Source organism: Cupriavidus alkaliphilus (assembly GCF_900094595.1).
In the GTDB taxonomy this organism is placed as follows: Bacteria; Pseudomonadota; Gammaproteobacteria; order Burkholderiales; family Burkholderiaceae; genus Cupriavidus; species Cupriavidus alkaliphilus.
The window spans coordinates 389,068-411,922 of record NZ_FMAD01000006.1; the positions used below are offsets into that span (position 1 = coordinate 389,068).

The 22,855-nt window shown below is 69.3% G+C and carries 16 protein-coding genes and 1 rRNA gene; 13 read left to right on the forward strand and 4 right to left on the reverse strand.

The features are described from left to right. The 3 genes from GA0116996_RS15600 to GA0116996_RS15610 are packed head-to-tail and all read left to right on the forward strand — an operon-like array spanning nt 1 to nt 5,261. Nucleotides 1–1,344 carry a hypothetical protein gene (locus tag GA0116996_RS15600; RefSeq protein WP_092313271.1) on the forward strand — a complete coding sequence of 448 codons (1,344 nt, stop codon included), beginning with the start codon at nt 1–3 and terminating at the stop codon, nt 1,342–1,344. A 2-nt stretch (nt 1,345–1,346) separates the two neighbouring features. Beyond that, nucleotides 1,347–3,308, forward strand: coding sequence for a glycosyltransferase (locus tag GA0116996_RS15605; RefSeq protein ID WP_092313274.1), 1,962 nt, complete (start codon nt 1,347–1,349; stop codon nt 3,306–3,308). Between the two features lie 39 nt (nt 3,309–3,347). After that, complete coding sequence (locus tag GA0116996_RS15610; protein ID WP_092313277.1) at nt 3,348–5,261, forward strand: efflux transporter outer membrane subunit; 1,914 nt, start codon at nt 3,348–3,350, stop codon at nt 5,259–5,261. Nucleotides 5,262–5,289: 28 nt separating this feature from the next. Here the strand turns inward: GA0116996_RS15610 and GA0116996_RS15615 are convergent, their stop codons facing one another. Beyond that, nucleotides 5,290–6,519, reverse strand: coding sequence for an acetyltransferase domain-containing protein (locus GA0116996_RS15615; RefSeq protein WP_092313280.1), 1,230 nt, complete (start codon nt 6,517–6,519; stop codon nt 5,290–5,292). 10 nt (nt 6,520–6,529) lie between these two features. Further along, entirely contained in the window at nt 6,530–8,701 is a 2,172-nt protein-coding gene (locus tag GA0116996_RS15620) for a TonB-dependent siderophore receptor (protein ID WP_092313283.1), read from the reverse strand. Nucleotides 8,702–8,800: 99 nt separating this feature from the next. Between GA0116996_RS15620 and GA0116996_RS15625 the strand changes: the two genes are divergently transcribed. After that, nucleotides 8,801–9,223, forward strand: coding sequence for a Fur family transcriptional regulator (locus tag GA0116996_RS15625; protein ID WP_092313286.1), 423 nt, complete (start codon nt 8,801–8,803; stop codon nt 9,221–9,223). Between the two features lie 208 nt (nt 9,224–9,431). Then, nucleotides 9,432–10,244 carry an EamA family transporter gene (locus tag GA0116996_RS15630; protein ID WP_244159889.1) on the forward strand — a complete coding sequence of 271 codons (813 nt, stop codon included), beginning with the start codon at nt 9,432–9,434 and terminating at the stop codon, nt 10,242–10,244. A gap of 16 nt (nt 10,245–10,260) precedes the next feature. Here GA0116996_RS15630 and GA0116996_RS15635 read toward each other — a convergent pair whose 3' ends face one another. Beyond that, nucleotides 10,261–10,842 (reverse strand): GNAT family N-acetyltransferase, encoded by a 582-nt coding sequence (locus GA0116996_RS15635; RefSeq protein ID WP_092313292.1) that lies wholly within the window; start codon nt 10,840–10,842, stop codon nt 10,261–10,263. A gap of 78 nt (nt 10,843–10,920) precedes the next feature. Between GA0116996_RS15635 and GA0116996_RS15640 the strand changes: the two genes are divergently transcribed. The 8 genes from GA0116996_RS15640 to GA0116996_RS15675 all read left to right on the forward strand — a co-directional run bounded on the left by GA0116996_RS15640 (nt 10,921) and on the right by GA0116996_RS15675 (nt 22,679). Further along, nucleotides 10,921–11,394: a winged helix-turn-helix transcriptional regulator gene (locus GA0116996_RS15640; protein WP_092313295.1), complete on the forward strand. Its 474-nt coding sequence runs from the start codon at nt 10,921–10,923 to the stop codon at nt 11,392–11,394. Between the two features lie 329 nt (nt 11,395–11,723). Beyond that, nucleotides 11,724–13,046 (forward strand): MFS transporter, encoded by a 1,323-nt coding sequence (locus GA0116996_RS15645; protein WP_092313298.1) that lies wholly within the window; start codon nt 11,724–11,726, stop codon nt 13,044–13,046. A 71-nt stretch (nt 13,047–13,117) separates the two neighbouring features. After that, on the forward strand, nt 13,118–15,679 hold the full coding sequence (gene nirB / locus GA0116996_RS15650; protein ID WP_092313300.1) for a nitrite reductase large subunit NirB: 2,562 nt from the start codon (nt 13,118–13,120) through the stop codon (nt 15,677–15,679). A gap of 26 nt (nt 15,680–15,705) precedes the next feature. Next, nucleotides 15,706–16,089, forward strand: coding sequence for a nitrite reductase small subunit NirD (gene nirD / locus GA0116996_RS15655; RefSeq protein ID WP_092313303.1), 384 nt, complete (start codon nt 15,706–15,708; stop codon nt 16,087–16,089). Between the two features lie 67 nt (nt 16,090–16,156). Next, nucleotides 16,157–17,398, forward strand: a complete 1,242-nt coding sequence (locus GA0116996_RS15660; protein ID WP_092313307.1) for an NAD(P)/FAD-dependent oxidoreductase — start codon at nt 16,157–16,159, stop codon at nt 17,396–17,398. Nucleotides 17,399–17,439: 41 nt separating this feature from the next. After that, nucleotides 17,440–20,163: a nitrate reductase gene (locus tag GA0116996_RS15665; RefSeq protein WP_092313310.1), complete on the forward strand. Its 2,724-nt coding sequence runs from the start codon at nt 17,440–17,442 to the stop codon at nt 20,161–20,163. Between the two features lie 129 nt (nt 20,164–20,292). Then, complete coding sequence (locus GA0116996_RS15670) at nt 20,293–21,300, forward strand: tripartite tricarboxylate transporter substrate-binding protein (RefSeq protein WP_092313312.1); 1,008 nt, start codon at nt 20,293–20,295, stop codon at nt 21,298–21,300. A 230-nt stretch (nt 21,301–21,530) separates the two neighbouring features. Continuing rightward, complete coding sequence (locus GA0116996_RS15675) at nt 21,531–22,679, forward strand: MFS transporter (protein ID WP_092313315.1); 1,149 nt, start codon at nt 21,531–21,533, stop codon at nt 22,677–22,679. 88 nt (nt 22,680–22,767) lie between these two features. Here the strand turns inward: GA0116996_RS15675 and rrf are convergent. Beyond that, nucleotides 22,768–22,855: ribosomal RNA gene (rrf, locus tag GA0116996_RS28630) — 5S ribosomal RNA — on the reverse strand; the annotation flags it as partial.

A 22,855-nucleotide genomic window follows, 5' to 3' on the forward strand; every position in this document is an offset into this window, starting at 1 on the left:
ATGCGACTGCCGATCCCGACCGCACGCCTGCCCCGCATGGTCGCCGGCGCGCTGCTTCCCGCCCTGCTGGCGCTGTCGCCGATGGCGGCCAACGCCGCGGATCCCGCGGATCCCGCGCAGCAGGCGTTGCTGGCCGAAGGCTGCAAGGCGCTGACCGGGCAGGTCGGCCGCGCCGGCGGCAATGGCCCGCTGTTCCTCGCCAGCTATGAGCCCGCGCCCGGCGGCGAGCCGCTGGCGCCCGCGCTGCGCAATGCCGCCTTTGTCTACGACAACGCGCTGGCCGGCATCGCGCTGGTGGCGTGCAAGCGGCCCGCTGAAGCTCGCCGCATTGCCGACGCCGTACTGCAGGCCGTCCGCCAGGACCGACACTTCCGCGACGCGCGCCTGCGCAACGCCTACCGCGCGGGGCCATTGCCGACGGGCCCGGCGCCGCTGCCCGGCTGGTGGGACGAACCCAGCAAGCGCTGGTTCGAAGACGCCTACCAGGCCGGCACCGCCACCGGCAACGTGGCCTGGGCCGCGCTGCTGCTGCTGGCGGTGCATCAGGCCACGCGCGATGCGCGCTATCTCGACGGCGCCGCGGCGCTGATGGGCTGGGTGCATGCCACCGTGCCGGACCCCGCCGCGCCGGCCGGCTATATCGGCGGCTTCTTCGGCCACGAGCCCAAGCAGATCCGCCAGGGCTGGAAGTCCACCGAGCACAACGTCGACACCTATGCCGCGTTCAGCTGGCTGGCCAGCCTGCGCAACGATCCGCGCTGGCGCGACGGCGCGGCGCGCTCGCGCGGCTTTGTCAGCGCCATGTGGCAGCCGCGCGAGGGCCGCTTCATCATCGGCACGCACGACGACGGCCGCGCGCCCAATGCCGGCCCGTCGGCGCTGGACGCCGTGCTGTGGCCGCTGATCGCTTTCCCCGACCCGCCGCAGGACTGGCGCCGCAACCTGGCCTGGGTCGAAGCCAGGCACCGCGCCGGCGCCGGCTACGGCTTCAAGGGCAGCCCCGACGGCATCTGGACCGAAGGCACCGGACAGGCCGCGCTGGTGCTGCAGGCCGCGGGACAGGCGCAGCAGGCCGCGCCGCTGTGGCCGCTGCTGCGTGCGCAGCGCGCGCCGTCCGGCATGCTTTACGCCACCCCGCAGGCGCGCGTCAGCACCGGGCTTTCGATCGGTCCCACCTCCACCACCGAGGACTTCCACTACTTCCACCTGCCCCACCTGGGCGCCACCGCCTGGGCAGTGCTGGCCGCCGCGCGCTGGAACCCGTTCCGCCCGGGCGGCTGCCTGGAGCCGTCCTGCCCGCCGCCGGCGATTGCCGCCGCCAGCCCCACCCCCGACAAGGACTGACGATGTTCGCCCTCTTCCTGGAAAACCAGACGCTGCTGGTCATCAACGGCGGCGTGCTGCTGGCGGTGGTGCTGCTGTCGCTGCTGTGCCGGCATGAACGTGCGGCGGACCGTATCCTGTTCGGCGGCGTCACCGCGCTGCTGCTGGGGGTGTACCTGACCTGGCGCGTGCGCGAAACCCTGCCCGACTGGCAGATGAACTTCGCCAGCGTCTGGGCCCATGCGTTCTTTGCGTTCGAGTGCATGACGCTGGCCTATACGCTGCTGTCGATCGTGGTGCTGGCCCGCACCAGCAACCACACGCCGGATGCGGACGCGGGCGAAGCCGCGCTGCGCCGCGCGCAGCAGGTGCCGCCGGTGGACATCTTCATCGCCACCTACAACGAAGGCCTGGAGATCCTGGAAAAAACCATCGTCTCCGCGCTGGCGATCGACTATCCGGACTTCCGCGTCTGGGTGCTGGACGACACCCGCCGCGACTGGCTGCGCGAGTTCTGCGAGCGCGTCGGCGCCAACTACGTCACGCGTCCGGATAACGCCCACGCCAAGGCGGGCAACCTCAACAACGGCCTGCGCCACAGCGCCGCCGCCGGCGGCGCGCCCTACATCCTGGTGCTGGACGCGGATTTCGCGCCCCATCGCAACATCCTGCTGCGCACCGTGGGCCTGTTCGGCGACCCGCGCGTGGGCGTGGTGCAGACGCCCCAGTTCTACTACAACGCCGACCCGATCCAGTACAACCTGCGCGCCACCGAATGCTGGGTCGACGAGCAACGCGCCTTCTTCGACGTGATGCAGCCGGCCAAGGACGCCTGGGGCGCGGCGTTCTGCATCGGCACCTCGTTCGTGGTGCGGCGCGACCTGATCGAGCTGATCGGCGGCTTCCCCACCGGCACCGTGACCGAGGACATCCACCTGACCTACCGGCTGCTGCCGCACGGCTATATCACGCGCTGGCTCAACGAGCGCCTGAGCGTGGGCCTGTCGGCCGAGGGCCTGCCCGAGTACATCAGCCAGCGCAGCCGCTGGGGGCTGGGCACGATCCAGGTGGCGCTGACCGCCGACGGGCCGCTGCGCGGGCGCGGCTACACCGGGATGCAGCGCCTGCACTATGTGCACGGGCTGCTGCACTGGCTGTCGCGGCCGTTCACGCTGATGCTGCTGGCGGGGCCGCTGCTGTACTGGTACTTCGGCGTCTCCACGCTGTACGGCGAGCCGCTGCAGTTCCTGGCCTACGGCCTGCCCGCGCTGGTGGCGTACTGGGCGTACAGCATCTGGATCACCGGCCAGCGCGCGCTGCCGATCTTTACCGAGGTCACGCAGATCGTCGCGGCGCTGGCGGTCACCGCGTCGCTGGTCAGCGCCATGTTCAAGCCGTTCGGGCGGCCGTTCAAGGTGACCAACAAGGGGCTGGACCGCTCCAAGCTGGTGATCCACGGCAAGTTCGCCGCGCTGTACGCCGGCTTGCTGGGGTTCTCCGCGCTGGGGCTCGGCCGCGCGCTGATGGTCGACCCCGATGCGCAAGGGCTAGCCTTCAACACGATCTGGACCGGGGTGGCGCTGATGCTGTACCTGGCCTCCTTGCTGGTGTGCGTGGAACTGCCGCGGCCGCGCAAGGAAGAGCGCTTTCCCCACCATGCCCCCGCGCTGCTGCGCGTCGACGGGCGCGAGTACCGCGTCACCACGAAAGACCTGTCCTGCAACGGCGTGGCCGTGATCACGCCGCTGGCGGCGGCGTTCCGCCCCGGCATGGAAGGCGCGCTGTGGCTGGCGCAGACCGGCTGGATCCCGTGCCGCGTGGTGCGCCGCGACGGCCAGCTGCTGGGGATCGCGCTGCATGCCAGCATGGCCGCGCGCCACGCGCTGATCCGGCTGCTGTTCACCGATCCCGCCCACAACATTGCCCGACAGGGGCAGCCCAAGCTGGCGATCTCGCGCTTCATGCGGCGCGCGCTGATGGGCTGACCCCTGCTGCTCCCAGTCTTTCTCTCTCCGGAACGATTTATGCGAAGCCTGCCCCGCCCCCGCCGCCATGCCCCCCTGCCACCGCGCCTGCTGCTGCCTGGCGCGCTGGTACTGGCGCTTGCCGCGTGCACGCTGGAGCCGCAATACCAGCGCCCCGAAGCCCCGATCCCGTCGGCGTGGCCCGAGGGCGCGGCCTACCGCACCTCGCAGGCCAAACCCGCCAACGGCACCGCGCAGCCGGGCCAGCCGGCGCAGCGCCCCGGCCCCTCGGCCGCCGACCTGGGCTGGCGCGATGTCTTCGTCGACCCGCAGCTGCGCCAGCTGATCGAGCTGGCGCTGGCCAACAACCGCGACCTGCGCATGGCCACGCTGGCCATCGACGAAGCGCGCGCGCTGTACCAGATCCAGCGTGCGGCGCAGTTCCCCACCGTGGAAGGCAGTGCCGGCATGGTGTCGCAGCGGCTGCCGCAACGGCTGCGCGCGGCGGGACAGTCGCCACAGATCACCACCTACAACGCCGGCATCGGCCTGACTGCGTTCGAGCTGGATTTCTTCGGCCGCGTGCGCAGCCTCAAGCATGCCGCGCTGGAGGAATACATGGCCACCGAAGAGGCTCGCCGCAGCGCGCAGATCAGCCTGGTGGCGGAAGTGGCCAGCGCCTACCTGACGCTGCGTGCCGACCGCGCGCTGCTGCGGCTGTCGCAGGACACGCTCAAGACCCAGCAGGACGCGGCGGAAATGGTCCGGCGCGGGCACCAGGTGGGCGCGATGGCGCAGCTGGACCAGCATCGCGCGCAAACCCAGGTGCAGACCGCGCAGGTGGGCGTGGAGCAGTACACCCGCCAGGTCGCGCAGGACGAGAACGCGCTGGCGCTGCTGATCGGCGGGCCGCTGCCCAAGTCGGTGCTGGATGCCGGCGCCGCGCCCGCGACTCCGAATGCCCCCGCGCCGGATCCGCTCGACGCGCGCATGCTGATGCGCGAGTTTCCCGAAGGGCTGCCCTCCAGCGTGCTGGTGCGCCGGCCCGACATCCTCGACGCCGAGCACCGGCTCAAGGCCGCCAACGCCAATATCGGCGCGGCGCGCGCGGCGTTCTTCCCGCGCATCTCGCTGACCGGCGCGCTGGGCGTGGCCAGCAGCAGCCTGGCCGGGCTGTTCTCGGGCGGCATGGCCTGGGTCTTCGCGCCGCAGCTGACGGTGCCGATCTTCGATGCCGGCCGCAACCGCGCCGGCCTCGACGCGGCCAACGTGCGCAAGGACATCAACGTCGCCAACTACGAGAAGACCATCCAGACCGCGTTTCGCGAAGTGGCCGACAGCATGGCGGCACGCGCCACCTACGAGCGCCAGGTGCAGGCGCAGGAAGCGCTGGTGCGCGAAGGCAGCGAAACCCGGCGGCTGTCGGAGATGCGCTTCAAGAACGGCGTGGACGACTACTTCGGCGTGTTCGATGCGCAGCGCCAGCTCTACACCGCGCAGCAGGCGCTGATCACCTACAAGCTGGCCGGGCTGACCAGCCGCGTGTCGCTGTACAAGGCGCTGGGCGGCGGCTGGCGTGAAGTGACCGAGACCGCGCCGGTCGCCAACGGCGGGACCAATGCCGCGCCGGCCGCCCGCCCGCAAGCGGCGGCGCGGCCCCAGGCCGTCGCGCAACCGCAGGCCGTCGCGCGACCTCAGGCGGTGGCGCAGCCGCAAGCCGTCGCACAGCCGCAAGCCGTCGCGCAGCCGCAGGCCGTCGCACAGCCGCAAGCCGTCGCACAGCCGCAGGCCGTCGCGCAGCCGCAGGCCGTCGCGCAGCCGCAAGCCGTCGCACAGCCGCAAGCCGTCGCGCAGCCTCAAGCCGTCGCACAGCAACAGCCGGCGGCGCAGCCGCAGCCCGCGGCGCAACCGCAGGCGCCGGCACCTGCTCCGGCGACGGCCCAGGCAGCCCCTGTCGCCACCGCGCCGCGCTGAGGCTGCGCGCGGCGGCCCGGGGCACTGGTCAGAAGTACTTCAGCCAGCGCCAGTTCCGCCGCCTCGCCTTCAGCGCCGCGAACCAGCGCACCGCCGGCCACAGCACCAGCGCCAGCACTGCTGCCGCCAGCCAGAGCTGCCAGACATGGTCCAGGCCGAAAACGCGGCCCTGGTTCAGGCCCCAGCGGTACACGCAAAGCTGGTACAGGCCCTGCAGTACATACAGGTGCAGCAGGTAGAAGAACATCGGCACCGCGCCGAACACGGCCAGGCAACGCGCGGGCCGGCCGCCCTGCGCGCGCTCCAGCCAGGCCAGCAGCAGGCAGCCCGTGCCCAGCGTCAGCAGCAGGAACAGCAGCGACGGCGGGTACTTGGTCACGTTGAGCAAGCTCATCGTGGTATGCAGGGCATCCGCGCCGGGCATCCATTTCTGTTCCTGGCCGTAGCCGTTGAGCGCGCGCAGCCACGCAAACCCGGCCAGCGCCGCCAGGCCGCAGCCGGCCAGGCGCAGTTGCCGCGCCCGGGCCGGCATGGCCGCCGCAAACCACGGCCCCGCCGCATAGCCCAGCGCGATCACGCCGATCCACGGCAGCACCGGATATGAGGTGCGCACCCGCAAGCCATCGGCAACGTCGAGCCAGGTGCGGTCGTGCAGGATCGCCCAGGGCACGTGCCAGGCACTGTCAGCGGCGAAGTGCAGCGGGCTCAGCAGGTTGTGCCCAGCCACCACTGCAACGCCTATTGCGACCAGCGCCGCGCGCGGCAGCCATACCAGCGCCGCCAGCGCCAGCATGCTCAGGCCGATGGCCCAGATCACCTGCAGGTAGATCACCTGCGGCGGCAGGCGCCAGGTCCAGGCAAAGCCCACCAGGGTCAGCTCCAGCAGCACCAGGAACAGGCCGCGCTTGAGCAGGAAGCCGCTGACCGCGCGCCGGTCGTGCCCGGCGTTGCCGTAAAGCCAGGCCGACACGCCCGCCAGCGCGATAAACACCGGCGCGCACAGGTGGGCCAGCAGCCGCGAAAAGAACAGCGCCGGCGAGGTGGCGGCAACATCCATCGGATCGGCAACCGGCACGTGCAGGAAGAACATGTCGCGCACATGGTCCAGCAGCATGACCAGCATCACCAGCCCGCGCAGGGCGTCGATCGACAGCAGCCTGTGGGTGGCGCCGGAAACGGGCCGCGCCGCTGTGGCAGGCGCCGTCGCGGCCGGCATGGGGTGGGATGCGTCGGTACGCGCCACGGGTGTCGGCATCATCGGTCCCTCGTCAGTAGCTCAGTTGCACGCCCAGCCGCACGCTGCGGCCGGCGCCCGGCGCGACCCACAGGCTGCTGTACGAGCTGGCGTAATAGGTCTTGTCGAACAGGTTGCCGAGGTTGAGCGACACGCGCACGTGGCGGCTGTATTGCCAGTAGCCGTGCAGGTCCACCAGCACGTAGGCGGGCAGGGAGAAGCTGTCCTGCACGTCGCCCGGGCGTCGCCCGACATAGCGCAGGCCGGCGCCTGCGCCATAGCGCTGCCCCACCGGCGCCGCGTCCTCATACATCGCCAGCAGGCTGGCGCTGGTGCGCGGCACGTTGGACAACGGCGTGCCGGGGGCAAGGCGGGTGTCCTGCGTGATCTCGGCATCGGTCAGCGCGAAGCTGCCCGAGACGCGCCAGTGCGTGCCGAGCTGCCCGGCCACGTCGAGCTCGACGCCGCGGCTGCGGGCCTCGCCGGCGGCAAGATAGAACGACGGATCGGCCGGGTCGGCGGCCAGCACATTGCGCTTGCGGATCTCGAACACGGCCAGCGTGGCGCCGGTGCGGCGGTCGTCGCTGTCGAACTTGATGCCGGCCTCCAGTGAGCGGCCGCGCTCAGGCTCGAACGGCTGGCCGGCGGCGTCGGTGCCGGCATTGGGCCGGAACGACTGGCTGGCATTGGCGAACAGCGACAGGTTGTTGCTGGCCAGGTAGCTCACGCCCACGCGCGGCGACACCGCGTTGTGGTGCTGCGTGGTGCGGGTGCCGCGCAGATGGTCGTCGAGCGACTGGCTGAAGCTGTCGAAGCGCACGCCGGCCAGCACGCGCCAGCGCTCGCCCAGGCTCAGCTGGTCCTGCGCGTACGCGCCGACATTGTGCTGGCGCTCGTAGGTGTCCATGTTCCACGCCAGCGGCGGCGCCGGCTGGCCATAGACCGGGTTGTAGATGTCGATCGCATAGGGGGCCGCGGCGCTGGGGTTCTTGCGCAGGATCGCCATGGTGTTGCCGAAGCGGTAGGCGTCGACGCCCAGCAGCAGCTCGTGCCCGACCGGGCCGGTGCTGAACTTGCCGGTCACGCTGGCCTGCAGCGAGACATCGTCTGACTGGAAGTCGCGGTAGCGGTGCTGGCGCCATAGCGTGCGGCCATCGGCGGCGAGCGCGGTGGCCTCGCTGGAATGCCCCGCCAGGGCGCCGCCGCGGTACGACAGGCCGAGCCTGCCCTGCCACTGCGGCGAGAACTGGTGCTCCACGCTGAGCTGGTGCGACTGGCTGTCCAGGCGCAGGCTGCCGTCGCCGGGCTCGCCCAGGAAGCGCGAGCGCGGGATGCGGCCCAGCTGGCCATTGACGGCCACCACGCCACGGTCCATCGGCGTGGTGTAGCGCTGGAATTCCGCCGCGTACTGCAGGATGGTGTCGTTGCCGAGCATCCACGTGATCGACGGCGCGACCAGGTAGCGCTGGCTGTGGATGAAGTCGCGGGTGCTGCCCTGGTGGTCGGCCACCGCGATCAGCCGGCCGGCGATGGCTTCGCCCAGCGGTCCGGTGACGTCGGCGGTGGCGCGGTAGCCGTCGCGCGTGCCCAGCTCGAAGCCGTAGCGCTGCGCGGACCGGAACTGCGGCTGGCGCGTGACCACGTTGAAGGTGCCGCCGGGCTCGCTGCTGCCGTACAGCGATGAGGTCGGGCCCTTGAGCACCTCGACGCGATCGATGGTGGCCGCGTCCATCGGCGCGGTATAGCCGCGGTTGGCGGCGAAGCCGTTGACCAGGTAGCCGGCGCCGGTGTTCTCGTTACCGGTGAAGCCGCGCATGGCAAAGTTGTCCCACAGCCCGCCGAAGTTGTTCTGGCGCGCGACGCCGCTGACATAGTCGAAGGTCTGGTCGAAGCGGGTCGCGGCAAGGTCGTCGAGCATGGCACGCGGCACCACGCGCACCGACTGGGGGATCTCGCGCAGCGGCGTGTCGGTGCGGGTCGCGCCCGAGGCCTCGGGCGGGTTGTATGATGCGGTGGCCGTACCGGTCACCGACACCGTCGGGAGCGTAATATCGGAGGCCTGCGCGGGTTCCGCCGCGTCGGCCAGGCCGGACACCGCCAGCATCAGCGCGGCCAGCGGCCGCCGCGCCGGCACCGGCCGGAATACCACGCGCAGGAAGGAAAGCGGCACCGGGTGCCGGGCACGGCTGGGCTGCGCAAGCAGCATAAGGAACACCCCGAAAAAAACGAGTCGCCGCGGCGGCCATCCGACTGGCAAACCGCGGCGACTCATTAATGATAATAAATTCTCACTAAGATTCTAGGCATGGAACGCATGACCCGTCAACGCGGCGCCGTGATCGACGCGCTGCGCGAAGCCGGCCGGCCGCTGAGCCCGGCCGAGATCCTGGCCGCAGCGCAGCGCCAGGTGCCGTCCCTGGGCCTGGCCACGGTCTATCGCAATCTCCGTGCCCTGCTCGACGATGCGCAGGTGCACGCGGTGGAATTGCCCGGCCAGGCGGACCGTTATGAATTGGCCGAGGAACCGGGCGCGGTGACGCATCGCCACTATTTCCAGTGCCTGACGTGCGACCGCGTGTTCCCGCTGGAGGGATGCCCCGGCCACCTGGAAGAGATCACGCCCCCCGGCTTCGTGGTGGAGCACCACGAACTGACGCTGCTGGGGCGCTGCCCGGATTGCGCCGGCAAGCCCGGCAAGCGGCGCCAGGCCGCGGCGCGCCAGCACTGAGTTGCGGCCTGCCCCCCCACTGCGGCCGCATGCGGCGCAACTGTACTGAGCCGCCCGCGCGCACCTGTATATGGCGCCCGCGCCGCGCTTGCCGCATGATGCGGCAGCATTCGCACCGGCCCCCACCTCGATACAGGACCCGACCTTGCAGCACGCCACCGCCCACCGCCACTCGACCCTGTTCGCCGTACTGGCCCTGACCGGCTCGATGGCCTCGCTGTGCATCGGCACCTCGTTTGCCAAGAGCCTGTTCTCGGCGTTGGGCGCGCAAGGCACCACGGCGCTGCGGGTCAGCTTTTCCGCGCTGATCCTGCTGTGCGTCTGGCGCCCGTGGCGCATGCCGCTGACGCGCGCCAACGCGCGCGCGATCGCGCTGTACGGCGCGGCGCTGGGCGCCACCAACCTGCTGTTCTACATGTCGCTGCGGACAATTCCGCTGGGGTTGGCGATCGCGATCGAGTTCACCGGGCCGCTGGCGGTGGCGGTGCTGTCGTCGCGGCGCGCGATCGATTTCCTGTGGATTGCCTTTGCCGTGACCGGCCTGCTGCTGTTGCTGCCGGTCGGCGCTGCCGCCGGCACGCTGGATCCGGTCGGCATCGGCTATGCGCTGGCCGCGGGCGTGGGCTGGGCGCTGTATATCGTGTTCGGGCAGATGGCGGGCAACGCCCACGGGGGGCAGGCGACCTCGCTGGGGCTGACCATGGCCGCACTGGTGGTGCTGCCGTTCGGCCTCGCGCACGCGGGCACCGCGATGTTCAGTCCGACGCTGCTGCTGTTCGGGCTGGCGGTCGGCATCCTGTCGAGCGCGATTCCGTATTCGCTCGAGATGGTCGCGCTCAAGCGCCTGCACCGGCGCACCTTCGGCATCCTGCTGAGCATGGAGCCGGCCATGGGCGCGCTCGCCGGGCTGGTGTTCCTGCATGAGCAGTTGAGCACGGTGCAGTGGCTGGCGATCGCCAGCATCATCACGGCCTCGGTCGGCTGCACCATGACCGCGCGCGGCAAGCGCGAAGCCGGCTGAGCTCTGGCGCGGCAGCTCAGCGCGCGCTGAACCAGTCCGCCGGCAGCCGTTGCACGCTGCGCGCCGGCTGGGCCAGCGCCAGCGAGACCTCATGCAGGAAGCTGTCCTGCGGATTGCGGCGGCTGGCAAAGCCCAGCCCTTGCAGGATCGCCAGCATGCGCCGGTTCTCGCTGAGTACGTCGCCGCGCAGGCCGTGCAGCCCGGCTGCACGCGCCAGCTCGCACAGCCTGGCGATCAGGCGCCGGCCCAGCCCCTGCCCCTGCCAGTCGTCGGCCACCACCACCGCGAACTCGGCAATCTGGCCGGACACGACATATTCGGCGCTGGCGACAATGGCCTGGCTGCCGTCTTCACCGCCAGCGACCACGACCAGCGCCACGCCACCGTCCCCGGGCGCGGCCAGGCCGGCGACGATTTCGTCCACCACGCGCCCCCCGGTCAGGAAGCGGAAGTAGCGGCTCTCCCGCGACAGCGCGTCCACCATCGCGCGCAGCGCCGCACCATCCTGAACCCGGGTGCGGCGCAGCGTCACCTGCGTGCCCCGTCCCGCCGTCCAGCTTTCTGTCACGCCGCCACGCGCCAAGCCCTGGAGATCCATGCTGCCACCCTCTGGATTCATAATCTGTAGCCAGAGTATAGGAGATAACCTGACTTTTGCAAATGAAGTCAGCATGCTATGCTTCACGGCATCATGACCACCACTGCGTCCGATCTCCGCCATTGTTCGATCGCCTCCACGCTGTCGTTGATCGGCGAGAAGTGGACGATCCTGATCCTGCGCGACGTTTTCCATGGCGTGACGCGCTTCGACGACTTCCTGCGCCGGCTGGAATGCTCGCCGGCGGTGCTGTCGGCGCGGCTCAAGACGCTGACCGACGCCGGGCTGCTGCGCAAGGTCGGCTACCGCGAGCCCGGCGAACGCGAACGCTTCGAGTACCGTCCCACCCGCGCCGCGGTCGAGCTGCTGCCGGTGCTGGTCGGCCTGATGCAATGGGGCGACTGCCACCTGGCGCCCGACGGCGGCCCGGTCGAAATCCGCTCGCGCGCGAACGGCAAGCTGGTGCGGGCGGCGCTGGTCGACGAGGACGGCGCCGAGGTGTCGCCGCGCGACATGCAGATCATCCCGGTGCAGAAGCCCGCCGGCGGCTGAACACCGTGGCCTTCCCTAGCGCTGATGCCGCACCGCACCAGCGCAGTCCACTGCACTGCACCATGAGCGTGCCGCACGCTCCCCGGCCGCCCCACCACGGCGCATCCACCCCGCTTGCGCCTCCGCCACCCGGCCTGTAGCTGCCATTGCCCGTCACATCCAGGCTGGCACACCCCTTGCGTAATCAGGTCCGGGCCCGTCAACGGCGACCGGCCCACCCCCACATACCCAGCCCCTATCCCATGTAGCGGCTGTCAGGACAACGGCGTCCCCTGAACCGGCTTCACGGCCGGTTTGCGGGACGCCATTTGTTTTTGGAGCAAGTGACGATGACCGGCAAAGCCACCCGCATCGAGCTGCTGAGCTTGAGCACTCCGCAGATGCGCGCCTTCCACCTGACCTGGATGGCGTTCTTCGTGTGTTTCTTCGCGTGGTTTGCCTGCGCGCCGCTGATGCCGGTGCTGAAGGGCGAGTTCGGCCTGAGCGCCGGCCAGATCGCCAACATCAATATCGCCGCGGTGGCGGTGACGATCCTGGTGCGCCTGGTGATCGGACCGATGTGCGACCGCTTTGGCCCGCGCAAGACCTATACCGGGCTGCTGGCGCTGGGCGCACTGCCGGTGCTGGGCGTGGCGCTGGCGCAGAACTACGAAACCTTCCTGGTGTTCCGAATGCTGATCGGCGCGGTCGGCGCGAGCTTCGTCATCACGCAGTACCACACCTCGGTGATGTTCGCGCCCAACGTGGTCGGCACCGCCAACGCGACCACGGCCGGCTGGGGCAATGCCGGCGGCGGCGCCGCGCAGGCGCTGATGCCGCTGGTGCTGGCCGCGGTGCTGATGATGGGCGCGGACCACGCCTTCGGCTGGCGCATCGCGCTGCTGGTGCCGGGCGTGCTGATGCTGGTGATGGCCGTCGTCTACTACCGCTTCACCCAGGACTGCCCGGAAGGCAATTACTCGGACCTGCGCGCCCAGGGGATCGAGATCAGCGGCAAGGATGGCGGCAAGGGTGGCGGTGGCTGGGCCAGCTTCCGCGCCGCCAGCGCCAACTACCGCGTGTGGCTGCTGTTCATCACCTACGGCGCCTGCTTCGGCGTGGAGATCTTCATCCACAACATCGCCGCGATGTACTACGTCGACCGCTTTGGCCTGAGCCTGAAAGCCGCCGGCATGGCCGCCGCGAGCTTCGGCCTGCTGGCGCTGTTTGCCCGCGCCCTGGGCGGCTGGCTGTCGGACAAGGCGGCGCGCCGCCGCGGCCTGGATGCGCGCGCCACGCTGCTGTTCGCGCTGATCCTGGGCGAAGGCCTGGGCCTGCTGTGGTTCGCGCAGGCCGGCAACGTGGCCATGGCGGTGGTGGCGATGCTGCTGTTCGGCCTGTTCACCCACATGGCCTGCGGCGCGACCTACGCGCTGGTGCCCTTCATCGACCGCAAGGCACTGGGCGGCGTGGCCGGGATCATCGGCGCGGGCGGCAACGTCGGCGCGGTGGCCGCGGGCTTCCTGCTCAAGGGCCTGGGCAACGTGCAGCAGACCCTGACGGTGCTGGGCGTGCTGGCCACCGTCGCCGCGGTCTGCGCCATCGCCATCCGCTTCAGCGCCGAGCACAAGGCGCGCGAGCAGGCGCTGTACGACAGCGCGCTGGCCAACTGAATTCCCTTTCGCCCCACCGCACCACAAGCACCACAAGCAGCAAAGACTGACTACCGGACAAGGAAAGCATCATGAAACTGATCATCGTCGGCCACGGCATGGTAGGTCACAAGTTCCTGGAATCGCTGGCGGACGCCGGTGCGGAAAACCTGGAAGTGACCGTGCTGTGCGAAGAACCGCGTCCCGCCTACGATCGCGTGCACCTGTCCGAGTTCTTCGCCGGCAAGTCGGCGGAAGACCTGTCGCTGGTGCCGGCGGGCTTCTTCGAGCAGCACGACAACATGCTGCTGCGCCTGAACGCGCGTGCCGTCGAGATCGACCGCGCCGCGCGCACGGTCAAGGTTTCCACCGGCGAGATCCTGTCCTATGACAAGCTGATCCTTGCCACCGGCTCCTACCCGTTCGTGCCGCCGGTGCCGGGCAAGGACCGCAAGGACTGCTTCGTCTATCGCACCATCGAAGACCTCGAGGCGATGCAGGAATGCGGCGCGCGCGCGCAGACCGGCGTGGTGGTCGGCGGCGGCCTGCTCGGCCTGGAATGCGCCAAGGCGCTGCGCGACATGGGCCTGCAGACGCACGTGGTGGAGTTCGCGCCGCGGCTGATGGCGGTGCAGGTCGACGAAGGCGGCGGCCGCATGCTGCGCCAGAAGATCGCCGGCCTGGGCGTGACCGCGCATACCGGCAAGAACACCGTCGAGATCGTCGACGGCGAGGACGGCACCCATCGCATGGTGTTCGCCGACGGCACGCATCTGGACACCGACATGATCGTGTTCTCGGCCGGCATCCGCCCGCGCGACGAACTGGCGCGCGCCTGCGGCCTGGAAGTCGGTGCGCGCGGCGGCATCGTGGTCGACAACAACTGCCGCACCTCCGACCCGGACATCTACGCGATCGGCGAATGCGCGCTGTGGGACGGCAAGATCTACGGCCTGGTGGCGCCCGGCTACGACATGGCCCGCGTGGCCGCGCGCCACTTGCGCGGCGAGGCGGCCGAGTTCAGCGGCGCCGACATGAGCACCAAGCTCAAGCTGATGGGCGTGGACGTGGCCAGCATCGGCGACCCGCACGGCACCGTGCCGGGCGCGCGCATCTACCAGTTCAGCGACGACCGCAAGGAGGTCTACAAGAAGCTGGTGGTGTCCGACTGCGGCAAGTACCTGCTGGGCGGCGTGCTGATCGGCGATGCCAGCGAATACGGCACCCTGCTGCAGATGATGCTGAACCGGATCGAGCTGCCGGAATCGCCCGAGTTCCTGATCCTGCCGGACAGCAGCGGCAAGGCCAAGCCCGCGCTGGGTGCCGACGCCCTGCCCGACACCGCGCAGATCTGCTCGTGCAACAACGTCTCCAAGAGTGAGATCTGCGCCGCCGTCTGCGACGGCTCGACCAGCATCGGCGCACTCAAGACCTGCACCAAGGCCGGCACCGCCTGCGGCGGCTGCGTGCCGCTGGTGACGCAGATCATGAAGGCCGAGATGAAGAAGCAAGGGATGGCGGTCAACAACCATCTCTGCGAGCACTTTCCGTACTCGCGCCAGGAGCTGTACCACCTGGTGCGCGTGGGCCAGCACAAGACCTTCGATGCGCTGCTGCATGCGCACGGCAACGGCCTTGGCTGCGATATCTGCAAGCCCACCGTGGGCAGCATCCTGGCCTCGTGCTGGAACGAGTTCGTGCTGAAGGAAGAGCACGCCAGCCTGCAGGACTCGAACGACTACTACCTGGCCAATATCCAGAAGGACGGCACCTATTCGGTGGTGCCGCGCATGCCGGGCGGCGAGGTCACGCCCGAAGGCCTGATCGCCGTTGGCCAGGTGGCGAAGAAGTACGGCCTCTACACCAAGATCACCGGCGGCCAGCGCGTGGACCTGTTTGGTGCGCGAGCCGAGGAACTGCCCTATATCTGGGAAGAGCTGATCGCCGCCGGCTTTGAATCGGGGCATGCCTACGGCAAGGCGCTGCGCACCGTGAAGTCATGCGTGGGCTCGACCTGGTGCCGCTATGGCGTGGGCGATTCGGTTGGCCTCGCGATCGAACTGGAGAACCGCTACAAGGGCCTGCGCGCACCGCACAAGATCAAGTTCGGCGTGTCCGGCTGCACCCGCGAATGCGCCGAGGCGCAGGGCAAGGACGTGGGCGTGATCGCCACCGACAAGGGCTGGAACCTGTACGTGTGCGGCAACGGCGGCATGAAGCCGCGCCATGCCGAACTGCTGGCGAGCGACCTCGACCACGACACGCTGGTGCGCTACATCGACCGCTTCCTGATGTTCTACGTACGCACCGCCGACCGCCTGCAGCGCACCAGCGTCTGGCGCGACAACCTCGAAGGCGGCCTGGACTACCTGAAGGCCGTGGTGCTCGACGACAAGCTGGGCCTCGCCGCCGAGCTGGAAGCCGAGATGCAGCACGTGGTCGACACCTATGAGGACGAGTGGAAGAAGGCCGTGACCGACCCCGAGACGCGCAAGCGCTTCCGCCATTTCGTCAACAGCGACCGCCGCGACGACAACCTGGTGTTTATCGAGGAGCGCGGCCAGATTCGCCCGGCCACGCCGGAGGAACGGAACTTGCAACGTTCCCGGCTGAGCCACATCCCCGTGGTGTCCATGCCCGCGAAAGCCGCCTGACCGTGCCCGCAAACAAGGAGAACGTGATGAGCCATCCCCACCATGCCGAAACCTGGACCGCCGTCTGCACCGTACGCGATATCGTTCCCAACACTGGTGTGTGCGCGCTGGTAGACGAACGGCAGGTCGCCGTATTCCGCATCGGCCGCGGCGACGAGGTCTACGCCATCGACAACTTCGATCCCAACGCGCAGGCCGCGGTGCTGTCGCGCGGGCTGGTCGGCAACCTGGGCGAGCGCCTGGTGGTGGCCTCGCCGATCTACAAGCACCACTTCGACCTGCGCACCGGCGAATGCCTGGAGGCGCCCGAGCAATCGGTCAACGCCTACGCCGCGCGCGTCTACGACGGCAAGGTGTGGATCGCCGCCGGCGCGGCCGTGCGCGAGGCCGAGGAAGAACTCGCCGCCTGAGCCCGCGCCGTCCAAAGTTGCCCTGATGTTGCCCCTGCCCAACCGCCCCGCCAACGGAGATGCCGGCATGACGCCTTCCGCCACCCCCCAAGCCCGGCCGCGCCTGGTCGTCGTCGGCAACGGCATGGCCGGCATGCGCACCGTCGAGGAACTAATGCGCCTGGCGCCGGACCTGTACGACATCACGGTGTTCGGCGCCGAGCCGCATGGCAACTACAACCGCATCCTGCTGTCGCCGGTGCTGGCCGGCGAGAAGACGGTGGCGGACATCATGCTGAACACGCGCGAGTGGTACGAAGAGAACGGCATCGAGCTGCTCGCCGGCGATCCCGTGGTATCGATCGACCGGCCGCGCCGCGTGGTGCGTTCCGCCGCGGGGCGCGAGGTGCGCTATGACCGCCTGCTGCTGGCCACCGGCTCGAAGCCGTTCATCATTCCGGTGCCGGGCCACCAGCTCGACGGCGTGATCGCGTTCCGCGACATCCAGGACGTCGAGACCATGCTGCAGGCCGCGCGCAACCACCGCCACGCGGTGGTGATCGGCGGCGGCCTGCTGGGGCTGGAGGCCGCCAATGGCTTGCTGCGCCAGGGCATGGACGTGACCGTGGTGCACCTGGCCGACTGCCTGATGGAGCGCCAGCTCGACAAGGCTGCCGCCACGCTGCTCAAGGGCGCGCTGGAACGCAAGGGGCTGCGCTTCCTGCTGAGCGCGCAGACCGCGGAGATTCTCGGCAGCGAACGCGTCACCGGGGTGCGCTTCAAGGACGGCAGCGAGATCCCCGCGGACCTGGTGGTGATGACCGCCGGCGTGCGCCCCAATATCGAACTGGCGGCCAGCGCCGGCCTGCACTGCGAGCGCGCCATCGTCGTCGACGACACGCTACAGACCTACGACCCGCGCATCTATGCCGTCGGCGAATGCGTGCAGCATCGCCAGGCCACCTTCGGGCTGGTCGCGCCGATCTGGGACCAGGCGCGCGTGTGTGCCGCGCATCTGGCCGGCGCCGGCCATCGCCGCTACGTGCAGCAGGCCACCGCCACCAAGCTGAAGGTGACCGGCGTGGACCTGTACTCGGCCGGCGACTTCATCGGCGGTGAAGGCAGCGAAGACCTGGTGCTGCGCGACGCGCGCCGCGGCGTCTACAAGCGCCTGGTGCTGCAGGACGGACGCCTGGTTGGTGCCGTGCTGTACGGCGACGTGCAGGACGGTGCCTGGTATTTCGAGCTGATCCAGCAACGCACACCGGTGGCGGCGCTGCGCCAGCGCCTGCTGTTCGGCAAGGCCCAGTGCGAAGCGCTGGCTGCCTAGCGTCACCCAAAGCCATATAACGCCCCCCGCACGGAGAACGCGTGAACCTGTCCGACATCCCGGTTGTATCCGCAACCCTGACCACTACCACCGCCACCACGTGCCCGTACTGCGGCGTCGGCTGCGGCGTGCGTGCCTCGGTACGCGCCGATGGCCAGGTCGAGATCGCGGGCGACGCGCAGCATCCGTCCAACCAGGGCCGGCTCTGCGTCAAGGGCTCGGCGCTGGGCGAAACGGTGGACCTGGAGGGACGCCTGCTCCATCCCAAGCTGCGCGATGCCGAGGGCCGCTTGCAGCAGGTGTCATGGGACCGCGCGCTCGACACCGTGGCGCAGGGCTTCACCGACATCATCCGCCGCCATGGTCCGGATTCGGTCGCGCTCTACGTCTCGGGCCAGTTGCTGACCGAGGACTACTACGTCGCGAACAAGCTGATGAAGGGCTTTATCGGCAGCGCCAATATCGATACTAACTCGCGCCTGTGCATGTCGTCGGCCGTCGCCGGCCACAAGCGCGCCTTCGGCGAAGACCTGGTGCCGGGCAACTACGAAGACCTGGAACTTGCCGACCTGGTGGTGCTGGTGGGCTCCAACACCGCGTGGTGCCATCCGATCCTGTTCCAGCGCCTGTCCCGGGCCAAGGAAGCCCGCCCGGAGATGAAGATCGTGGCGATCGACCCGCGCCGCACCGCCACCTGCGAACTGGCCGACCTGCACCTGGCGATCCGGCCGGGCACCGATGTGTGGCTGTTCAACGGGCTGCTGAGCTACCTGGCGCGTGAAGGCCACGCCAACGCCGCCTTCGTCGCCGCCAGCACCGCGGGACTGGATGAGGCCCTGCGGGCCGCCGACGCCGCCTGCGCCGATCCGGCTGCCGTGGCCCGCGCCTGCAAGCTGAACCTGCAGGACGTGCTGGACTTCTACGCATTGTTCGCACAGACCGGAAAGACCGTGACGGCCTTTTCGCAGGGCGTCAACCAGTCGTCCGCCGGGACCGACAAGGTCAACAGCATCATCAACTGCCATCTGCTCACCGGCCGTATCGGCCAGCCGGGCATGGGGCCGTTCTCGCTGACCGGCCAGCCCAACGCGATGGGCGGGCGCGAAGTCGGTGGCCTGGCCAACATGCTGGCCGCGCATATGGAACTGGCCAACCCGCTGCATCGCGACGTGGTGCAGGGCTTCTGGCAATCGCCGGCGATGGCCGACCGTCCTGGACTGAAGGCGGTAGAGCTGTTCGAGGCCATCGAAGCCGGCCGCGTCAAGGCGGTCTGGGTGATCGCCACCAACCCGGTGGTGAGCCTGCCCGATGCCGACCAGGTGCGCCGTGCGCTGGCCAGGTGCGAACTGGTGGTCAGCAGCGACATCATCGAGCGCACCGACACCAACGCCGCCGCGCATGTGCTGCTGCCCGCGCTGGGCTGGGGCGAGAAGGACGGCACCGTCACCAACTCGGAGCGGCGTATTTCGCGTCAGCGCGCCTTCCTGCCGGCGCCGGGCGAAGCGCGCGCCGACTGGGACATCCTGTGCGAGGTGGCACGCCGCATGGGCTTCAGCGGCTTCAGCTATGCCGGTCCGCACCAGATCTTCGACGAACACGCGCGACTGAGTGCCTGGCGCAAGGATGACGCGCCGCGCGCGTTCGATATCGGCGGGCTGGCCGGCCTCGACCCGGTGCGCTATGACGCGCTGGAGCCGGTGCAGTGGCCCGTGCCCGCGCAAGGCGCGCAGGATGCGCGGCGGTTGTTCGGCGATGGCCGCTACGCCCACGCCGACGGCCGCGCCCGCTTTGTCGCCACGCCACCGCGCGCGCCGGCCCACGCGCCCGACGACGACTTCCCGCTGATCCTCAACACCGGCCGCGTGCGCGACCAGTGGCACACCATGACGCGCACCGGCAAGTCGGCCAAGCTGGCCGACCATCTGCCCGAGCCCTTTGTCGACATGCACCCGCAGGACGCGCTGCTGTGCGGCGTGGGCGAAGGCAAGCTCGCGCGCGTCAGCACCCGCTGGGGCGCGATGGTCGCACGCGTGCGGCATGGCGGCGGCATTCCGCGCGGCAGCGTGTTCGTGCCGATCCACTGGAACGGACAATTCAGCTCCGACGCCCGCGTCGGCGCGCTGGTCAATCCGGTGGTCGATCCCGTTTCCGGCGAGCCCGAGTTCAAGCACACGCCGGTGCGGGTCGAGCCGTTCGGCGTGCACTGGCACGGCTTTATGCTGAGCCGCCGTGCGTTGCCGGCGGAAGCGCTGACCTACTGGACGCGCGTGCAGGGCCGTCAGTTCCAGCGTTACGAATTTGCCGGCCGCGACACGGTCGCCGACCGCACCGCCTGGGCCCGCGCGCTGCTCGGCGTGACCGATCCGGACGCCGACTGGCTGGAATACGAAGACCGCGCCGCGGGCGTGTACCACGCGGGCCATGTCGTCGACGACCGGCTCGAGGCCTGCGTCTATGTGTCGACGCGTCCCGAGCTGCCGTCGCGCGCCTGGCTCGCCGGACTGTTCGGTCGCGAGCGACTGGAAGACGCGGACCGCATCGGGCTGCTGCTCGGACAGCCGATGGAGAAAGGCGCCGATACCGGACCGACGGTGTGCTCGTGCTTCGGCGTCGGGCGCAACACCATCTGCGATGCCGTGCGCAAGCACGACCTGAAAACGCCCGCCGAGATCACGGCCTGCGTCAAGGCCGGCGGCAACTGCGGCTCGTGCGTGCCGGAGCTGAAAAAGCTGCTGGTGGAGGTGCGCGTAGCCGAAGCGGCCTGATCTTTCACCACGCATTAGGCATCCTTCACGAGAACCAGATTGCTGTTGCCACGGCTTGCCGCCATGCTAGCCGCGCAACCCTGACAAGCCGCCCCGGACCCACGGCGCGGCACCTATCTGGAGACAGCAATGAAGGATGCGAAGTATTGGCACGCCGGGCCGCGATGGCTGGCGGGCGTGCTGGTGACGGTTTCTGCCATGGCAGGCGTCTCGGGCGCGGCAGCGGCCGATGCCTATCCGGCCAAGCCGATCACCCTGGTCGTGCCCTACTCCGCCGGCGGCCCGACCGATGTTGTCGCGCGCACGCTGGCGCAGGCGATGTCGCAAGACCTTGGCCAGAGCATCGTGGTGGAAAACCGCACCGGTGCCGGCGGCACCGTGGCGGCCGCCTTCGTCGCCCGCGCCCAGGCCGACGGCTATACGCTGCTGATCCACCACAACGGCATGGCGACCGCGCCGGCGCTGTACAAAAAGCTGTCGTATGCGCCGCTGAAGGACTTCGAGTACGTCGGCCAGGTCGCGGATGTGCCGATGACGCTGATGGGCCGCAAGGACCTGCCGGCGAAGACGGTGCCGGAGCTGATCCGGTACGTGGCGCAGAACAAGGACAAGGTGTCGCTCGCCAATGCCGGCCTGGGCGCCGTGTCGCAGCTTTGCGGGCTGCTGTTCGAACAATCGGTGCACGTCAAGCTGAATGCCATTCCCTACCAGGGCGCGGGCCCCGCGCTGACCGCGCTGCTGGGCGGCCAGGTCGATTTGCTGTGCGACCAGACCACGGCCACCCTGCCCCATATCCAGGCCGATCGCGTGCGCCTGTTCGGCGTTACCACGCCGGCCCGGATCAAGGCGCTGCCGCAGGCCCCGACTCTGCAGGAAGGCGGGCTGAAAGGCTTTGACGTCAAGGTATGGCACGGCATCTACGCGCCCAAGGGCACGCCGCCGGCCGCCGTCGAACGCCTGACCAGGGCATTGCAGAAGGGGCTAAAGGATCCGGCCGTGATCAAGAAGCTGGACGGACTCGGCGCGGAAATCGTTCCGGTCGACAAGCAGACGCCTGATGGCCTGCGGACGCTGCTGAAGGCGGAAAGTGACAAGTGGCAGCCGCTGCTGAAGTCGATGAAGGCCGAGGCCGACTAAGCCCACGCTCCTTTCCCGGCTATACGTTAGAATCTTCCATCTTCCGGGCGGACTTCCCTGGTCCGCCCATCCCGCCTGACTGGTGCCCCCGCGCACCGCTTCTGTCTGCGCCCGACTCCGCGGCGCCGCTCAATTCCCCGATTTAGCTGGTTTTCGCCCTCGATGCCGTCGCGTTGCGTCGTCTCGACGCGCGCTTTGGCTGTCCGTCATCTTCACCCCGGAGTTTCCGCATGCCATCACCGTTCGTTCTGCCCGTCCTGGCCCTTGCCGTCTGCATGGTCGGGGCAGCAGAGTTCATGCTCGCACCGATGCTGGCCCCGCTCGCCTCGGCCTTCAACACGTCCCCGGCGCATGCCTCGGGACTGGTCTCGGCCTACGCCTTGTCCTACGCCGCGGCGGCGCCGCTGATGGGTTGGCTCTCGGATCGCGCAGGACGCCGCCGGGTGCTGCTCGCTGCCATGCTGCTGTTCGCTGTGGATAGCATTGCGCTGACGCTGGTGCCGACACTGCAGGCCGCCATGGCCCTGCGCATCCTGGGCGGCCTGGCCGCTGCCGCGACCATCCCGACCGTGTTCGCCCTGATCGCCGATCGGATTCCGCAGGCGAGCCAAGCCGGCGCCATGGGTGGCGTCATGCTTGGCATGACGGCGGGGATTGCGGCCGGGCCTGCCGTGGCCGGTTTGCTGGCGGAGGCCTGGGGGTGGCGCGCGCCGTTTCTGATGATCGCCGTCAGCTGCCTTGCGGCCTTCGCGGCAGGCTGGTATGTGATTCCGCGCGATATGCCACACGCCTGCACGACTGAGAAAGCGTCTTCCAACGAGAAGGCAAGCGGCGGCATCTTCCGGCTTCTGCTCGCAAAAGGCGCCTGGAATGGCAGCGCAGTAGCGGGCTATGTCTTTGCGGGAGAAGTGTTGCGGACGCGATATCAACTGGAGGTAGGAGCCGTCGGCATTGCCGTTTCCGTATTCGGTCTGGGGCTGGGAATCGGCAATATGCTCGCGGGCCATTTCAGCCGGCGTTACCAGCGCGAAGAGAACACCGTGGTTCTCGCTACCGTGGTTGTCGCCGCGTCCATGACATTGTTCCTGACGACTGCCGTCGGGCTGCCGCTGGCGCTGGGATGTCTGCTCACCTGGGGAGCTGCGCTGGGTATCGCGGCACCTGCCAGCACCGCCATGCTCGCGCAAAGCGCCGGTGCCAACAAAGGAAAAGTGCTGGCGGTGTCGGAAAGCGTCAATAACGTGGGGGTGCTGGCGCTATTACCGGTCGCTGCAAGCGCTTCGACCGCGTACGGTGTCACGCCAGCCGCGGCATTGCTCGGCGGAATCTGCCTGGCTGGTGCCATCGTGGGTGCCACGGTACGGCGCCGGCAGCTTTAGCAAGAAAAATGCGGGCGCTGTCGCGAGCAGCGCCCCAAAGACAAAACCCCTCGCAGCACACGCTGTCGAGGGGTTTTGCAGGATAAGAGCCTGGCGATGACCTACTTTCACACGGGAATCCGCACTATCATCGGCGCGGAGCTGTTTCACGGTCCTGTTCGGGATGGGAAGGGGTG

Bases quoted from the DNA above. Each gene is read 5' to 3' on its own strand.
- GA0116996_RS15600 (WP_092313271.1), top strand. From the start codon at position 1: ATGCGACTGCCGATCCCGACCGCACGCCTGCCCCGCATGGTCGCCGGC.
- GA0116996_RS15605 (WP_092313274.1), top strand. From the start codon at position 1,347: ATGTTCGCCCTCTTCCTGGAAAACCAGACGCTGCTGGTCATCAACGGC.
- GA0116996_RS15610 (WP_092313277.1), top strand. From the start codon at position 3,348: ATGCGAAGCCTGCCCCGCCCCCGCCGCCATGCCCCCCTGCCACCGCGC.
- GA0116996_RS15615 (WP_092313280.1), bottom strand. From the start codon at position 6,519: ATGATGCCGACACCCGTGGCGCGTACCGACGCATCCCACCCCATGCCG.
- GA0116996_RS15620 (WP_092313283.1), bottom strand. From the start codon at position 8,701: ATGCTGCTTGCGCAGCCCAGCCGTGCCCGGCACCCGGTGCCGCTTTCC.
- GA0116996_RS15625 (WP_092313286.1), top strand. From the start codon at position 8,801: ATGGAACGCATGACCCGTCAACGCGGCGCCGTGATCGACGCGCTGCGC.
- GA0116996_RS15630 (WP_244159889.1), top strand. From the start codon at position 9,432: ATGGCCTCGCTGTGCATCGGCACCTCGTTTGCCAAGAGCCTGTTCTCG.
- GA0116996_RS15635 (WP_092313292.1), bottom strand. From the start codon at position 10,842: ATGGATCTCCAGGGCTTGGCGCGTGGCGGCGTGACAGAAAGCTGGACG.
- GA0116996_RS15640 (WP_092313295.1), top strand. From the start codon at position 10,921: ATGCTTCACGGCATCATGACCACCACTGCGTCCGATCTCCGCCATTGT.
- GA0116996_RS15645 (WP_092313298.1), top strand. From the start codon at position 11,724: ATGACCGGCAAAGCCACCCGCATCGAGCTGCTGAGCTTGAGCACTCCG.
- nirB (WP_092313300.1), top strand. From the start codon at position 13,118: ATGAAACTGATCATCGTCGGCCACGGCATGGTAGGTCACAAGTTCCTG.
- nirD (WP_092313303.1), top strand. From the start codon at position 15,706: ATGAGCCATCCCCACCATGCCGAAACCTGGACCGCCGTCTGCACCGTA.
- GA0116996_RS15660 (WP_092313307.1), top strand. From the start codon at position 16,157: ATGACGCCTTCCGCCACCCCCCAAGCCCGGCCGCGCCTGGTCGTCGTC.
- GA0116996_RS15670 (WP_092313312.1), top strand. From the start codon at position 20,293: ATGAAGGATGCGAAGTATTGGCACGCCGGGCCGCGATGGCTGGCGGGC.
- GA0116996_RS15675 (WP_092313315.1), top strand. From the start codon at position 21,531: ATGCCATCACCGTTCGTTCTGCCCGTCCTGGCCCTTGCCGTCTGCATG.